This window comes from Streptomyces yokosukanensis, from assembly GCF_001514035.1.
Classification (GTDB): domain Bacteria; phylum Actinomycetota; class Actinomycetes; order Streptomycetales; family Streptomycetaceae; genus Streptomyces; species Streptomyces yokosukanensis.
This window is the reverse complement of the sequence record NZ_KQ948214.1, coordinates 205,741-221,261: the sequence shown is the minus strand read 5'-3', so window position 1 is coordinate 221,261 and position 15,521 is coordinate 205,741. Positions and strand designations below refer to the sequence as shown.

Below are 15,521 nucleotides of genomic sequence, written 5' to 3'. Positions count from 1 at the left end.
TCCTGATCAGCCCCGGTTCTGTACGTGCTGGTAGCCGAAACGGCCCTTGATGCAGAGATTGCCGTGGGTCACCGGGTTGTCGTGCGGAGAGGTGACCTTCACGATCTCATTGTCCTGCACGTGGAGCGTGAGGGTGCAGCCCACTCCGCAGTACGCGCACACCGTGGACGTCTCGGTCTGCCGTGACGCGTCCCAGGTGCCCGCCGCCCGCATGTCGAACTCCGTGCGCGGCGACAGCGCCCCGGTCGGGCACACCTCGACGCAGTTCCCGCAGTACACACAGGCCGAGTCGGTCAGCGGCGCATCCTGCTCGACGGCGATACGGGCGTCGAAGCCGCGTCCGACGACCGAGATCGCGAAGGTGTTCTGCCACTGGTCGCCGCAGGCGTCGACGCACTTGTAGCACAGGATGCACTTGCCGTAGTCCCGCACATACAGATCGTTGTCGACCTTCGGTTCCTCGTTCAGCCGGGCCGCGCCGGGGCCGAACCGGTCCGGCTTCGCCCCGTACTCCTTGATCCACTCCGCAGCTCTCGGTGTGGTCGACAAGTCGACCGAGGAGGCGAGCAGTTCCAGGACGATCTTCCGGCTGTGCCGGGCCCGCTCGGTGCCGGTGCGGACCACCATCCCCGGCTCGGCCCTGCGCGAGCAGGCCGGCACCAGGGTCCGCGCGCCCTCGACCTCCACCACGCACACCCGGCAGGCGTTCTTCGGCCGCAGTGTGTCGCCCTGGCACAGCGTCGGGATGTCCTTCCCGGCCGCCCGGCAGGCGTCCAGGACGGTCGAACCCTCCGGGACCCGGGCCGGCTCTCCGTCGATGGTGAACTCCAGCAGCCGGCGCGGGATCCCGAGCGGTGTGACGGTCATGTGTACGCCCCCAGACGGTCGATGGCGGATTCCACGGCGTTCCACGCGGTCTGCCCCAGACCGCAGATCGAGGCGTCCCGCATCGCCCGGCCGATCTCCCGCAGCAGGGCGATGTCGCCGGCGGCCGCGGCCCCGGTGCGCTCGGTGATCCGGCGCAGCGCCTCCTCCTGCCGGACGGTCCCGACCCGGCACGGCACGCACTGCCCGCAGGACTCCTCCCGGAAGAACTCGGCGATCCGCAGCAGCAGCCGGGGCAGCGGCACGCTGTCGTCGAAGGCCATCACCACCCCCGAGCCGAGCGTGGTGCCCGCCTCGCGGGTGCCCTCGAAGGTGAGGGGGATGTCCAGTTCGTCGGGCCGCACGAACCCGCCCGCCGCACCGCCGAGCAGCACCGCCCGCAGCCCGTCCCGGACTCCGGCGAGGCGCAGCAGCTCGCCCAGCGTGGCGCCGAAGGGGAGTTCGTAGACACCGGGTCGCGCCACGCTCCCGGACACGCAGTACAGCTTCGGCCCGGTCGACCCCTCGGTGCCGATCGCCGCGTACGCCGGGGCGCCCATGGTCAGGATCGGCAGGACGTTGACGAGCGTCTCCACGTTGTTCTCGACCGTCGGCTTGCCGAACAGGCCCTTCTCCACCGGGAACGGCGGCTTCGAGCGCGGCTCGCCGCGGTACCCCTCGATGGAGTTGAACAGGGCAGTCTCCTCCCCGCAGATGTACGCCCCCGCACCGCGCCGGATCTCGATGTCGAAGGCGTAGCCCCGACCGAGGACGTCGTCCCCGAGGAACCCGCGCGCGCGTGCCTGCGCGATCGCGTGCTCCAGGCGGCGCAGCGCGCGCGGGTACTCGCCGCGCAGATACAGATGGCCCTGGTGGGCGCCGGTCGCGTACCCCGCGATGGTCATCGCCTCGACCAGCGCGTACGGGTCGCCCTCCATGAGCACGCGGTCCTTGAAGGTGCCCGGCTCGGATTCGTCGGCGTTGCAGACCAGGTGGTGCGGATGGTCGGGCTGGGACGCCGTGGCCTGCCATTTGCGGCCGGTGGGGAAGGCAGCGCCACCGCGCCCGACCAGGCCGGAGTCGGTGACCTCGCGGATGACCCCGGCGGGCCCGAGCGCGAAGGCCCGGCGGAGCGCGGTGTAGCCGCCGTGCGCGCGGTAGTCGTCCAGCGAGGCCGGGTCGACGACACCCACCCGCCCGAGCAGGACGAGACCCTCCCGGCCGGCCTGCGGCACCGCCGTGGCCACCGGTGGCTCCTCGGGCGCGGAGTCGGGCGCGTCGGCCGCGCGTACGGCCTCCTCCACGGTCGCGGGCGCCGCCACCGCCGTACGCACCGGATCGCCCGCCCTGACGGCGAGGGCCGCCGGAGCGCGTTCGCACAGGCCGAGGCAGGGGCCGCGCTCGACCTGGACGCCGCTGTCCGGACCGAGCCGGGCCGCGACCCCGGCGCACAGCTCGGACGCTCCCGCCGCCGCGCACGCCAGGTCGGTGCACAGATGCAGCACGGTCGCCGGGCGGGGCCGCACCGAGAACATCGCGTAGAAGGTCGCGACCCCGTACGCCTCGGCCGGCGGGACCGTCAGCCTGCGGCACAGATGGCCGAGGGCGCCCTCGCTGATCCAGCCGATCCGGTCGTTGATCGCGTGCAGCCCCGGCAGCAGCAGATCGCGGCGGTCCCGGGCCCGGCGGCCGCCGCGCGCCCACCGCAGATCCGCGTCACTGCGGTCGGCGCCCTCCCAGGAGGAGTCCGGCGGGCCCAACAGGGCGTCCACGGCGGCCCGTTCCTCATCCGTCGGCAAGCTGTCGCCGAAGTGCAGATCCACGCCCTCACCTCACATACGTAACAGCCGGAAGCTTCTCGATCCGGATCGCCGACGCCTTGAACTCCGCCGTCCCCGCGATCGGGCAGTTCGCCTCGATGGTCAGCTGGTTGGTGTCCACCTCGTCGGGAAAGTGCATGGTCATGAAGGCCAGACCGGGCCGCAGCGCGGTGTCGATCCACACCGGCGCCACCACCGACCCGCGCCGCGAGGACACCCGGACCGCCTCGCCGACCACGACCCCGTACCGCTCGGCGTCCTCCGGGCACAGCTCGACGTACTCGCCGCGCCTGAGCGGGGAGGCGAAACCGCCGCTCTGCACACCGGTGTTGTAGGAGTCCAGGCGGCGGCCGGTGGTCAGCCGGATCGGGTACTCCTCGTCGGTGAGGTCCACCGGCGGGTCGTGCCGCACCAGCCCGAACGGCGCCGGCATCCCGCGCCGTTGCGGGTCCGGCTCCCACAACCGGCCGTGCAGATACGCCGGTTCCAGCCGGTCCGTGCCGGGGCAGGGCCACTGGATGCCCTGGTGCTCCTCCAGCCGCGCGTACGTCATCCCGTAGTGGTCCGGCGAGACCGAGCGCAGCTCGTTCCAGACGGCCTCGGCGTCGGCGTACTTCCAGTCGTGGCCGAGGCGGGCCGCCAGCTCGCAGATGATGTCGATGTCCTCGCGGGCCTCGCCGGGCGGGGTGAGAGCGCGCCGTACCCGCTGCACCCGGCGCTCGCTGTTGGTGGTCGTGCCCTCGGTCTCCGCCCAGCCGGCGGTCGCCGGCAGCACGACGTGGGCCAGCTCGGCCGTCCTCGTGAGGAAGATGTCCTGCACGACGAGGAAGTCCAGTGCGCGAAGCCGCCGTACGGCCTGCTCGCTGTCGGCCTCCGACTGCGCCGGGTTCTCCCCGATGCAGTACACGGCCCGCAGCCCGCCGTCCTCCATCGCCTCGAACATCTCCGTGAGGTTCAGCCCGTAGTGCGGCCGGATGACGGTGTCCCACGCCGACTCGAACTTCAGCCGGACGTCCGCGTCGAGGAGGTCCTGGAAGCCGGGCAGGCGGTTGGGGATCGCGCCCATGTCGCCGCCGCCCTGCACGTTGTTCTGCCCGCGCAGCGGCTGCAGCCCCGAGCCGTAGCGGCCGATGTGGCCGGTGAGCAGGGCCAGGTTGATCAGCGCGCGGACGTTGTCGGTGCCGTTGTGGTGCTCGGTGATCCCGAGCGTCCAGCTCAGCTGGGCGCGTTCGGCGCGGGCGTACGCGTGCGCCAGCTCCTGTATCGCGCGGGCGGGCACGCCGGTCACCTTCTCGGCGAGCGACAGGGTCCACGGCTCGACCAGCTCGCGGTACTCCTCGAAGCCGGTCGTCGCCCGCTCGACGAACGCCTCGTCGGCGAGCCCGGCCCGGATGATCTCGCGGCCGATCGCGTGCGCCATCGGGATGTCGGTGCCCACGTTCAGCCCGAGCCAGCTCTCCGCCCACTGCGCGGTGGACGTGCGCCGCGGATCGACCGCGTACATCCGGGCGCCGCCCCGGATGCCCTTCAGCACATGCTGGAAGAAGATCGGGTGCGCGAAGCGGGCGTTGGACCCCCACATCACGATGACGTCGGTGTGCTCGATCTCCTCGTAGGACGACGTGCCGCCGCCCGAGCCGAACACGGCCGACAGGCCCGCGACGCTCGGGGCGTGACAGGTGCGGTTGCAGGAGTCGACGTTGTTGGTGCCCATCACGACCCGGGCGAACTTCTGTGCCACGTAGTTCGTCTCGTTGGTGGCGCGGGCGCAGGAGAACACCCCGAACGCGTCCCGGTGGCGGGCGAGTCCCCGGGCGGCCCGGTCCAGCGCCTCCTCCCAGCTCGCCTGGCGCAGCGGCTCGTCGCGCGAGTCGCGCACCAGCGGGCGGGTCAGCCGGGTGTAGGTCTTCGGTTGCCGTTTCCTCATGCGGCGCTCCTCAGCGCGAGCAGGTCCGAGATGGCGTGCACGGTGCGCAGCGTGGGCACCTCGACGCCGGTGATCTCCGCGAGTTCGACGACGGCCGCGAGCAGCACGTCCAACTCCAGCGGCTTGCCGCGCTCCAGGTCCTGGAGGGTGGAGGTGCGGTGGTCGCCGACGCGTTCCGCGCCCGCGAGCCTGCGCTCGACCGAGACACCGACCGGGCAGCCCAGCGCCTCGGCGACGGAGAGCGTCTCGCGCATCATCGTCTCGATGACCCGGCGGGTGCCGGCGTGCAGACACATCTGCCGCATGGTGGCGCGGGACAGGGCGCTGATCGGGTTGAAGGAGATGTTCCCGAGCAGCTTCACCCAGATGTCGCCGCGCAGTTCCGGTTCCACCGGGCACTTCAGTCCGCCGGTCCGCATGGCCTCGCTGAGGTCCTGGCAGCGCGGCGAGAGGCTGCGGTCGGGCTCGCCGACGGAGAACCGGGTGCCTTCCAGGTGCCGTACGACACCGGGGGACTGCAGTTCCGTGGCCGCGTAGACGACGCAGCCGATGGCGCGTTCGGGGGCGAGGACCTCGCTGACGGCGCCGCCCGGGTCGACGCTCTCCAGGCGGTGGCCGTCGTAGGGGCCGCCGTGCCGGTGGAAGTACCACCAGGGGATGCCGTTCTGCGCGGCGACCACCGCGGTGCGTTCGTGCAGCAGCGGGGCGATCAGCGGCCCGCACGCCCCGTACGCGTTGGCCTTCAGGCCGAGGAGGACGTAGTCCGCCGGACCGACCTCGCCGGGATCGTCGGTGCAGTGCGGGTGCGCGGTGAAGTCGCCGCGCGGGCTGAGCACGCGTACTCCGTGCTGCCTCATGGCCGCGAGATGCGGTCCACGGGCGATGAGATGCACATCGGCGCCGGCGCGGTGGAGCGCGGCACCGACGTAGGCACCGATGGCACCGGCGCCGAGAACTGCCACTTTCACGGGAGCACTCCGTTCGGTTTGAGGGATACCGCGGAGAGGGAGGACAGCTGAATCCTGTCGACGAAATATTGTCTACAGTATGGAGTTGAGGGCGACAAGGGTTCGGACACCGACCGTTCGGCGCATTCTGGATACCGCTTTCGCATACGACCGAGCCGTCGGGTTCTCAACTACCTTGAGCGGCCGTACCGTTCGGTATTCATGAGCAGCCCCCCTGTAGCACCGCCGGGCTGGAGCCGCTGGCTCGTTCCGCCCGCCGCCCTCTCCGTCCACCTCTCCATCGGCCAGGCCTACGCCTGGAGCGTGTTCAAGCCCCCGCTCGAATCCGCGCTGAACCTCGACGGCACCCAGAGCGCGCTGCCCTTCCAGCTCGCGATCGTGATGCTCGGTCTGTCGGCCGCCTTCGGCGGCACCCTCGTCGAACGCAACGGACCGCGCTGGGCCATGACCGTGGCCCTGGTCTGCTTCTCCTCCGGCTTCCTGATCTCCGCCCTCGGCGCCGAGACCAAGCAGTACTGGCTGATCGTCCTCGGCTACGGCTTCGTCGGCGGCATCGGCCTCGGCATCGGCTACATCTCGCCCGTCTCCACCCTGATCAAGTGGTTCCCGGACCGGCCCGGCATGGCCACCGGCATCGCCATCATGGGCTTCGGCGGCGGCGCGCTGATCGCCTCGCCCTGGTCCGCGCAGATGCTCGACTCGTTCGGCGGTGACAACGATGGCATCGCCCTCGCCTTCCTGGTGCACGGGCTGTCGTACGCCGTCTTCATGACCCTCGGCGTGTTCCTGATCCGGGTGCCCCGCACCGAGGTCCCGCAGGGCACGCGCAGTGCACCGCCCAGCGCCTTCGAGGGGGTGCAGGTCTCCGCGCGGAGCGCCGTGCGCACCCCGCAGTTCTGGTGTCTGTGGATCGTGCTCTGCATGAACGTGACCGCGGGCATCGGCATCCTGGAGAAGGCCGCCCCGATGATCACGGACTTCTTCGCCGACAGCTCCACCCCGGTGTCGGTGTCCGCGGCCGCCGGGTTCGTCGCCCTGCTGTCCGCCGCCAACATGGCGGGCCGCATCGGCTGGTCGTCCACCTCCGACCTCATCGGACGCAAGAACATCTACCGCGTCTACCTCGGCGTCGGCGCACTGATGTACCTGCTCATCGCCCTCTTCGGCGACTCGTCCAAGCCGCTGTTCGTGCTCTGCGCGCTGGTGATCCTGTCCTTCTACGGCGGCGGCTTCGCCACGGTCCCGGCGTATCTGAAGGACCTGTTCGGCACCTACCAGGTCGGTGCGATCCACGGCCGGCTGCTCACCGCGTGGTCCCTCGCCGGTGTGCTCGGGCCGCTGATCGTCAACTGGATCGCCGACCACCAGAAGGACGCGGGCAAGCACGGCTCGGCCCTGTACACCCTGTCCTTCGGGATCATGATCGGGCTGCTCGTCGTCGGCTTCGTCGCCAACGAGCTGGTCCGCCCCGTCCACGCCCGCCACCACGTCCCCGCCCCGAGGGAGGCCGCCGATGTCGAACGACAGCAGTCCGCCTGACCGGCGCCGGCTGATCGCCTTCGCCTGGATCTGGGTGGGAGCACCCTTCGCCTACGGCGTGTACGAGCTGGTGCAGAAGGCGACACAGCTGTTCAACGGGTGAGTGCGGGGAGAGGTAGGGCGTCCGAGGGTCTGCAAGAAGCCGACAACTCGGGCGCCCGTTTCCTGTGGCATCACCTGCCGCCGTACTCGTGGGTCACTGAGGAGACTGGTGGGTCCCGCCACCCACGGCAACGAGGGGACCCCGCCATGCACGGCTCGCGCATCGCCGCCATCGGTCACTATCAGCCCGCCCGGCTGCTCACCAACGAGCACCTGGCCGGCATGGTCGACACGAGCGACGAGTGGATCAGCAGCCGGGTCGGCATCCGGACCCGGCACATCGCCGGCCCGGACGAGCCGGTCGACGAGCTGGCCGCGCACGCCGCCGCCAAGGCCCTCGCCGGCGCCGGGCTCGGCCCCGGCGACATCGACCTGGTCCTGGTCGCCACGTCCACGGCGATCGACCGTTCCCCGAACACCGCCGCCCGGGTCGCGGCCCGGCTCGGCATCCCGCGGCCGGCCGCGATGGACGTCAACGTGGTCTGCGCCGGGTTCACCCACGCGCTGGCCACCGCCGACCACACCGTCCGGGCCGGCGCGGCCACCCGGGCGCTGGTCATCGGCGCCGACAAGATGTCCGACGTCACCGACTGGAGCGACCGCACCACCTGTGTCCTCGTCGGCGACGGGGCCGGGGCCGCCGTCGTCGAGGCGTGCCCGCCGGGGGAGGAGCCGGGGATCGGACCGGTGCTGTGGGGGTCGGTGCCGGAGATGGGGCACGCCGTGCGGATCGAGGGCACCCCGCCGCGCTTCGCGCAGGAGGGGCAGAGCGTCTACCGCTGGGCCACCACCCAGTTGCCGGCCATCGCCCGCAGCGTCTGTGCCAAGGCCGAGGTGGCCCCCGAGGACCTCGCCGGGGTCGTGCTGCACCAGGCCAATCTGCGCATCATCGAACCGCTGGCCGAGAAGATCGGCGCCGTCAACGCGGTGGTCGCCCGCGATGTCACCGAATCCGGCAACACCTCGGCGGCCAGCATCCCGCTGGCCTTCTCCAAGCTGATCGAGCAGGGCGCGCTCAGCAGTGGCGACGCGGTGCTCCTCTTCGGCTTCGGCGGCAATCTGTCGTACGCGGGGCAGGTCGTCCGCTGCCCGTGAGGGGGCGAGGCACGAGCCGACGAGAGCGGGTGCGACAGGCCTGGATTTTGTGCGCCGTAGACTGTAGACAAAAGACAATCGATACTGAGCGTCCAGTGTCCACGCGTCAGACCTGTCCAGGAGGGGGACCACGATGTTGCCGACCGGACTGCCGCAGGGGGCGGTGCCCAGGCTCGAACGCCCGGGACCGCTGCGCGAGCGCGTCTACGAGGCACTGCTGGAGCTGATCACCACGCGCGCCCTGCGACCCGGCCAGCATCTGGTCGAGAGCGAGCTGGCCGGCCACCTCGGCGTCTCCCGGCAGCCGGTGCGCGAGGCACTGCAGCGGCTCAACACCGAGGGCTGGGTCGATCTGCGGCCCGCACAGGGTGCGTTCGTGCACGAGCCGACCGAGGAGGAGGCCGACCAGCTGCTCACGGTCCGCACCCTGCTGGAGGCGGAGGCGGCCCGGCTGGCCGCGGCCCACGCCGGCTCCCCGGGGGTCAGCGCGCTCAAGGAGCTGTGCGCCGAGGGCGAGAAGGCCGTCGCCGCCGACGACGTGGACCGCGCCGTCGCCCTCAACGCCGCCTTCCACGCCAAGGTCATGGAGCTGGCGGGCAACGCGGTCCTCGCCGAACTCGCCGCCCAGGTGGACCGCCGGGTCCGCTGGTACTACACCCCGGTGGCCCGGCAGCGCGGGCGCCAGTCGTGGATCGAGCACCGGGAACTGATCACCGCGATCGCCGACCGCGACGAACAGCGCGCCGCCCGTCTGATGCGCGCCCACACCGAGCACACCCGCCGCTCCTACCACGAGCGCCAGAGTTCCTGATCACACCGGCGTCTCCACCGGCCGGGCCGCCGCACCGCGCCCCGCGCACGCGTGTTCCCCCTCCGGCGATCCGTGAGCGGACCGGAGAGGGGGAACACCGCGGGCCCGGCTCAGGACGTCGGCTGAGTCCTCGGCGCGGCCACGGCCGCCGTCCGGCCGTCCCGGCCCGGCTGGCGCAGCAGCAGCGCGATCGCCGCCGCCACCATCGACACACCACCGGCCAGTGCGTAGGCGCCGTCGTAGCCCCAGGCGTCGACCACCATGGAGCCGAGGCCGCCGCCGAACAGGCCGCTGACCAGCTTGCCGCTGTAGACGAGGCCGTAGTTGGTGGCGTTGTAGTTCTCGCCGAAGTAGTCCGGGGTCAGTGCGGCGAACATCGGGTAGAACGCGCCGCCGCCGAATCCGGAGAGGAAGGCGAAGAACAGGAACAGCCACTCGCTCTTGATGTCACCGGCCCAGATGACCCCGAACTGGGCGAGCCCCAGGACCACGATGACGAACACCAGCGACGTCTTGCGGCCCCACAGGTCCGACAGCCAGCCGACGACGCCCCGTCCGATGCCGTTGATGACGGCCATGACACCCATCGAGGACGCCGCGACCAGCGGGCCGAAGCCGATCTCCTTGGCGTAGTCGACCTGGAAGGAGATGCCGAAGATCGACACACCGGCGGTCATGACGATGCTGATCCACATCAGCGGCAGCATGCCTGTCCGGATCGCCTCCTTCGGGGTGTACTGCCGTACGGCGGGCGGGTTCTTCGCGAGGCTCGCCGCGTTCTTGCCGGAGCCGGCGTACGACAGCGGGTCGACGTCGGCCGGCCACCAGTTCTTCGGCGGGTCCTTGAAGAAGAACGCGCACACCGCGACCACGATCAGCACGTACACGCCGATCAGGTCCAGCACCTCGTTGTAATTGCCGGTGTCGAAGGCGTAGTTGAAGATGAAGATGAAGGGCAGGGAGCCATAGGCGAAGCCGCCGTTGACGAACCCCGTCTTGGCGCCGCGCCGCTCCGGGAACCATTTGCCGACCATGTTGATGCAGGTCGCGTAGATGAGCCCGGAGCCCACACCGCCCACGACACCGAAGCCGACGATGGCCAGCCACACGTTGTGGAAATGGGACAGGGCCAGGAAGCCGAGCAGGCACATCCCGGCGCCGATGTACATCGCGCGGCGTGCGGTCAGGATGCCCTTCTCGCGCAGCCAGCCCGCCGGGAAGGCGATGCCGGCCTGGAAGAACACCCACACGCTGAGGATCCAGAAGGTGTTGCTCTGGGTCCAGCCGTGCGCGTCGGACAGGGTGTCCTCGGCGGAGCCGTAGGCGTACTCCGAGACGCTGATGGCCATCATCGCTATCCACGGCAGGTACACCATCGACTTGCGTGAATGGCCGAGGATGTCGCGGTCCGTCTCGCCGACGCGGTAGACCCGCCCCCGGGAGTCGGTGACTTCGCGGTACGAGCGGTTCGCCGAACCGGGATCGGCCGGTGTCTTCCGTGTTGTGGGATCAGCCGTCATGTCAGGCCATCTCCTCGCCGAGGGGGTGGGGATTGGGGACGATGTGCCGGACGCTGAGCCTGCCCGGCGCTCTGAGGAACAGCGCCGCTGCGGCGCAGACGAGCCCGGTGCAGCCCGCCAGAAGGAACGCGGAGCGGGGGTCCCGGGCCGCGTACGCGGCGGCCCGCGTACCGGCTCCGGCCGCGACCGGCAGCAGCCAGGCGCCGGCGAGCAGTCCATGGACGCTCGCGCTGTGGTTCTCACCGAAGTGGTCGGCGGCCAGCGCCGTGACCAGTGCCAGGGCCGCCGCTCCGGCGGCCGCGCCCGCCGCGGCACAGCCGAGGAGGAGCCAGCCGCTGCCCGTCCGGGCCGCGACCGGCACCCCGAACTGCGCGGCGGCCAGCACCAGACAGGCCGTGATCAGAGCGGTGCGCCGGCCCGAGCGGTCCGACAGCGCGCCGGCCACCGCCGCCGCGGCGCCGCCCGCCACGGTCACGGACCACACCACCTGGCCGCCGAGCCCGAGTTGCCGGCCGTACGCCGTGAGCAGGCAGAGACCGAGCACGGTGACGCCGGCCGCGCCCAGCAGACACAGCCACATCAGCCACAGCACCGGGTTGCGGACCGCCTCCCGCAGCGTGTGGTGGCGTACGGCGGGCGGATTCTTCTCCCGTGCGCGCCGGGCGACGGGATCCGCCGGCACGGACCGCGGGTCGGGACGCGGCGGCCACCAGTTGCGCGGCGGATCCGCCAGGAACCGGCCGGCCCCCGCCACGGCCAGGGACACCGCGAGCCCGGTGACCGCGAGCAGGACCCGCGGGTCGGCCCCGCGCACCGGGGCCGGCAGGAACGGCACGGCCCCGAGGGCGAGTCCGCTCGCCACCAGCCCCGTCGGGCCGCCCCGGCGCTCCGGCCACCACCGGCCCGGCAGCGTCAGACACGTCGTGTGCACCAGTGCGGCCCCGGCACCGGCGCTCACCGCGAAGGCGAGCCGGGCGGTGGTGGATTCCGGGGCCAGGGCGAGAGCCGCGTACCCGGCCAGGGTGCCGAGCGCGCCGGTCGTCATGGCCGCACGGGCGGAGAGCCGGCCGCTCTCCCGCAGCCGCCCGGCCGGAAGGGCGGCGACCGCCTGGGACAACGCCCACAGGCCCGCCGGCCAGTACAGGTCCCCGCTCCACCGATGGGTGTCACGCAGACCGGCCTGCGCCGCGACGAACGCGTACGCGGCACAACTGATGCCCGCCATGCCCACCCAGGGCAGGACGACCATCCATATCCGGCCACGTCCCAGCAGGTCGACGTCGCTCTCGCCGACCCGGTACACGCGGCCCCTGCGGTCCCTCACCTCCCGGCACAGCACGGGAGCGGGGAGATCGATCGTTTCCATCTCGCGACTTGCACCCCTTGCGTCGAAAGTTCTGGCCAGCGCCCCCTGTCCAATGCCTTTCGTGCGCGCTCGGGTCCCGGGGACGGCCGACGCGCACCGCCGGCCGGCCCCCGCGCCACTCACCTCATGAGCCGCCCCCCAGCAGCCCGGCCGCACGCGCCCAGCGATACTTCGCCCCCAGCGCGGCCACCGGCTTCTCCGTCGTGTACGGGTAGGCCACGACCCCCCTCTCGAACAGGTACTGACAGGCCTCCTCGACCTCGACGTCCCCCGCGAGGGAAGCCACGACCGGCTTCTCGACGCCCCGCTCGCGGAACTCCGCGACCACGCGTGCCGTCAGCTCCGCGAAGACCATCGGCGGGGTGACGATGGTGTGCCAGTAGCCGAGGACGAGCGCGTGGATCCGCGGATCCTCAAGGCCGAGCCGGATCGTCGCCTCGTACGTCGACGGCGGCTCGCCCCCGGTGATGTCGACCGGGTTGCCGGCCGCGCCGAACGGCGGGATGAACCGGCGGAACGCCTCGTCGAGGTCGGGCGGGATCTCCATCAGGGACAGCCCGTTGTCGGTCACCGCGTCCGACAGCAGCACACCGCTGCCGCCCGCGCCGGTGATGATCACGACGTTGTCGCCCTTGGGCGCGGGCAGGACGGGCAGGGCACGGGCGTACTCCAGCATGTCGTTCAGGCCCGGCGCCCGGATGACCCCCGCCTGCCGGAGGATGTCGTCGTACACCGCGTCGTCGCCCGCCAGCGCTCCGGTGTGCGAGCCGGCCGCCTTCGCGCCCGCCGCCGTACGGCCCGCCTTCAGCACCACCACCGGCTTCTTCGGCACGGTCGCGCGCGCCGCCGCCACGAACGCCCGTCCGTCCTTGAGGTCTTCGAGATGCATGGCGATGCACTCGGTGTGCGGGTCCTCGCCGAACCAGGTCAGCAGGTCGTCCTCGTCGAGGTCCGACTTGTTGCCGAGGCCGACGATCGCCGACACGCCCGTCTTCGTGGTGCGGGCGAAGCCGAGGATGGCCATGCCGATGCCGCCGGACTGCGAGGTCAGCGCCACCGGGCCCTTGACGTCGTACGGTGTGCAGAACGTGGCGCACAGGTCCTGCCACGTGGAGTAGTAGCCGTAGATGTTCGGGCCGAGCAGACGGATGCCGTGCCGCTCGGCGATCTCCACGATCCGCGCCTGCAGTTCGTGCTCGCCGGTCTCGGCGAACCCGGACGGGATGAGGACGGCGTTGGGGATGTTCTTGCGTCCCACCTCCTCCAGGGCCGGGGCCACGAACCTGGCGGGGATGGCGAAGACTGCCACATCCACCTCACCGGGAACGTCCGTGACACTCTTGTACGCCTTGCGGCCCAGAATGTCATCGGCCTTGGGGTTCACCGGATGGATCTCCCCGGAGAACCCGCCGTCGACGAGGTTGCGCATGACCGAATTGCCGATCTTGCCCTGCTCGTTGGACGCGCCGATGACGGCGACGGAGGACGGCTGCATCAGCCGGCGCATGGAGGCGAGGATCTCCTCGCGGGTGTACGTCTTCCTCGGCACCGGCTGTTTCCCGGCGAGGATCACCCGGATGTCGGCGGCCATCGCCCCCTCCGGCGTCGCGATCACCGGGTTGAGGTCGACCTCGGCGATCTCCGGGAAGTCCGCGACCAGTTGGGCGACCCGCCGGATCTGCTCGGCGACCGCCCACCGGTCCACCCCGGCCTGCCCGCGCACCCCGCGCAGGATCTCCGCCGACCGGATGGAGTCCAGCATCGACATCGCCTCGTCGGCGGTGACCGGCGCCAGCCGGAACGTCACGTCCTTCAGCACCTCGACCAGCACACCGCCGAGGCCGAACGCCACCACCTTCCCGAACGTCGGGTCGGTGACCGCGCCGACGATGACCTCCAGCCCCTTCGGCAGTAGCTCCTGCACCTGTACGCCCGCGATGCGGGCCTCGGCGTCGTACGCGCGCGCGTTCTCGATGATCCGGCAGAACGCGGCCCGGACGTCCGCCGCTCCCTCGACGCCCACCACGACCCCGCCGGCGTCGGTCTTGTGCAGGATGTCCGGGGAGACGATCTTCATCACCACCGGCCCCGCGAACCGTGCCGCGGCGGCCACCGCCTCGTCCACGTCGGTTGCCAGTTCCTCGCCCGGAACGGCGATCCCGTACGCGTCGGCGATCACCTTGCCCTCGGGCGCGGTCAGCGCGGTGCGGGCCTCGGCGCGCACCGCGTCGAGGAGGGCGCGCACCTTCAGCACCCGGTCTTCGGCCATCACGTCAGATCACTCCGTTCGACTTCAGCAGGCGCAGCTCCTCGTCGCCGAGGCCCAGTTCGCCGACGTAGACCTCTTCGTTGTGCTCGCCGAGCAGCGGTGAACTGCTCACCTCGACGGGGGAGTCGGACAGCTTGAGCGGGCTGCCGACGGTGACGAACTCGCCGCGTTCGGGGTGCGCGACCCGGACCACCATCTCGTTGGCGGCGAGCGACTCGTCCTCGATGATCTCCTTGGTGGACAGGATCGGCCCGCACGGGATGTTGTGCGTGTTCAGCTTCTCCAGCACCTCCCACTTGGGGAGGGTGGCGGACCACTCCTCGATCAGCTGGAACATCTTGTTCAGCTTCGGCAGCCTCGCCTCCGGGGTGGCCCACTCGGGGTCGTCGGCCAGCTCCGGCCGGCCGATCAGCTCGGTGACCGGCTTCCAGCCGACGGGCTGGACGATGACGTAGACGTAGTCGTTGGGGCCGCCCGGCGCGCACTTGACCGCCCAGCCGGGCTGCCCGCCGCCGGAGGCGTTGCCGGAGCGGGGCACCTCGTCGCCGAAGTCCTCGTTGGGGTACTCGGCGAGCGGCCCGTGCGCGAGGCGCTGCTGGTCGCGCAGCTTGACCCGGCACAGATTGAGCACGGCGTGCTGCATGGCGACGTTGACGCGCTGCCCGCGTCCGGTGCGCTCGCGCTGCAGGAGCGCCGCCAGTATCCCGGCGACCGTGTGCACCCCGGTGCCGGAGTCGCCGATCTGCGCGCCGGTCGCCAGCGGGGGACCGTCCTCGAATCCGGTGGTCGCCATCGAGCCGCCCATCGCCTGCGCGACGACCTCGTACGCCTTGAAGTCGGTGTACGGGCCCTCGCCGAAGCCCTTGATGGAGGCGTAGACGATCCGGGGGTTGATCTCCTTGATCCGGTCCCAGGTGAACCCCATCCGGTCCACGGCGCCCGGCCCGAAGTTCTCGACCATGACGTCCGAGCGCCGGATCAGCTCGGTCAGGATCTCCTTGCCGCGCTCGGTCTTGGTGTTCAGGGTGATGCTGCGCTTGTTGCAGTTCAGCATCGTGAAGTACAGCGAGTCCACGTCCGGGAGGTCGCGCAGCTGCCTGCGGGTGATGTCGCCGCTCGGTGCCTCGAGTTTGACGACGTCGGCGCCGAGCCAGGCCAGCAGCTGGGTGGCGGAGGGCCCGGACTGGACGTGCGTCATGTCCAGGACGCGGATGCCGTCAAGTGCCTTGGTCATGCCTGG

Annotated in this window: 12 protein-coding genes; 4 read left to right on the top strand and 8 right to left on the bottom strand. The window is 71.3% G+C overall.

What is annotated here, in order from left to right; genetic code table 11:
- Positions 1–6 precede the first annotated feature (6 nt).
- The 4 genes from AQI95_RS23170 to AQI95_RS23155 are packed head-to-tail and all read right to left on the bottom strand — an operon-like array spanning position 7 to position 5,579.
- The gene (locus tag AQI95_RS23170; protein ID WP_067126862.1) at positions 7–867 is read right to left on the bottom strand and encodes a 2Fe-2S iron-sulfur cluster-binding protein; all 861 of its coding nucleotides are present in this window, start codon (positions 865–867) and stop codon (positions 7–9) included.
- Positions 864–2,687, bottom strand: a complete 1,824-nt coding sequence (locus AQI95_RS23165; protein WP_067126859.1) for an NADH-ubiquinone oxidoreductase-F iron-sulfur binding region domain-containing protein — start codon at positions 2,685–2,687, stop codon at positions 864–866. Before AQI95_RS23165 ends, AQI95_RS23170 begins: the two co-directional genes overlap by 4 nt.
- 4 nt (positions 2,688–2,691) lie before the next feature.
- Positions 2,692–4,611 (bottom strand): molybdopterin oxidoreductase family protein, encoded by a 1,920-nt coding sequence (locus AQI95_RS23160; RefSeq protein ID WP_067126856.1) that lies wholly within the window; start codon positions 4,609–4,611, stop codon positions 2,692–2,694.
- Positions 4,608–5,579, bottom strand: coding sequence for a 2-dehydropantoate 2-reductase (locus AQI95_RS23155; protein ID WP_067126853.1), 972 nt, complete (start codon positions 5,577–5,579; stop codon positions 4,608–4,610). Before AQI95_RS23155 ends, AQI95_RS23160 begins: the two co-directional genes overlap by 4 nt.
- A gap of 201 nt (positions 5,580–5,780) precedes the next feature.
- Here AQI95_RS23155 and AQI95_RS23150 point away from each other — a divergent pair, with 201 nt between their 5' ends.
- The 4 genes from AQI95_RS23150 (at position 5,781) to AQI95_RS23140 (ending at position 9,126) form a co-directional block, all read left to right on the top strand.
- On the top strand, positions 5,781–7,118 hold the full coding sequence (locus tag AQI95_RS23150; RefSeq protein WP_067126850.1) for an OFA family MFS transporter: 1,338 nt from the start codon (positions 5,781–5,783) through the stop codon (positions 7,116–7,118).
- The gene (locus AQI95_RS49870) at positions 7,093–7,221 is read left to right on the top strand and encodes an MFS transporter small subunit (RefSeq protein ID WP_279617019.1); all 129 of its coding nucleotides are present in this window, start codon (positions 7,093–7,095) and stop codon (positions 7,219–7,221) included. Before AQI95_RS23150 ends, AQI95_RS49870 begins: the two co-directional genes overlap by 26 nt.
- 146 nt (positions 7,222–7,367) lie before the next feature.
- Positions 7,368–8,315 (top strand): beta-ketoacyl-ACP synthase III, encoded by a 948-nt coding sequence (locus AQI95_RS23145; protein WP_067126847.1) that lies wholly within the window; start codon positions 7,368–7,370, stop codon positions 8,313–8,315.
- Between the two features lie 133 nt (positions 8,316–8,448).
- Complete coding sequence (locus AQI95_RS23140; protein ID WP_067126844.1) at positions 8,449–9,126, top strand: GntR family transcriptional regulator; 678 nt, start codon at positions 8,449–8,451, stop codon at positions 9,124–9,126.
- A 110-nt stretch (positions 9,127–9,236) separates the two neighbouring features.
- On the opposite strand, the gene AQI95_RS23135 is transcribed toward AQI95_RS23140, so the two are convergent.
- The 4 genes from AQI95_RS23135 to frc form a co-directional block, all read right to left on the bottom strand.
- Positions 9,237–10,646, bottom strand: a complete 1,410-nt coding sequence (locus AQI95_RS23135) for an OFA family MFS transporter (protein ID WP_079071412.1) — start codon at positions 10,644–10,646, stop codon at positions 9,237–9,239.
- 1 nt (position 10,647) lies between these two features.
- Positions 10,648–12,012, bottom strand: a complete 1,365-nt coding sequence (locus tag AQI95_RS23130; RefSeq protein ID WP_067126841.1) for an MFS transporter — start codon at positions 12,010–12,012, stop codon at positions 10,648–10,650.
- Between the two features lie 124 nt (positions 12,013–12,136).
- A complete protein-coding gene (locus tag AQI95_RS23125) occupies positions 12,137–14,281 on the bottom strand; it encodes an acetate--CoA ligase family protein (protein ID WP_067127500.1) in 2,145 nt (714 codons plus the stop codon).
- A gap of 4 nt (positions 14,282–14,285) precedes the next feature.
- Positions 14,286–15,515, bottom strand: coding sequence for a formyl-CoA transferase (frc, locus tag AQI95_RS23120; RefSeq protein WP_067126838.1), 1,230 nt, complete (start codon positions 15,513–15,515; stop codon positions 14,286–14,288).
- Positions 15,516–15,521: the final 6 nt, after the last annotated feature.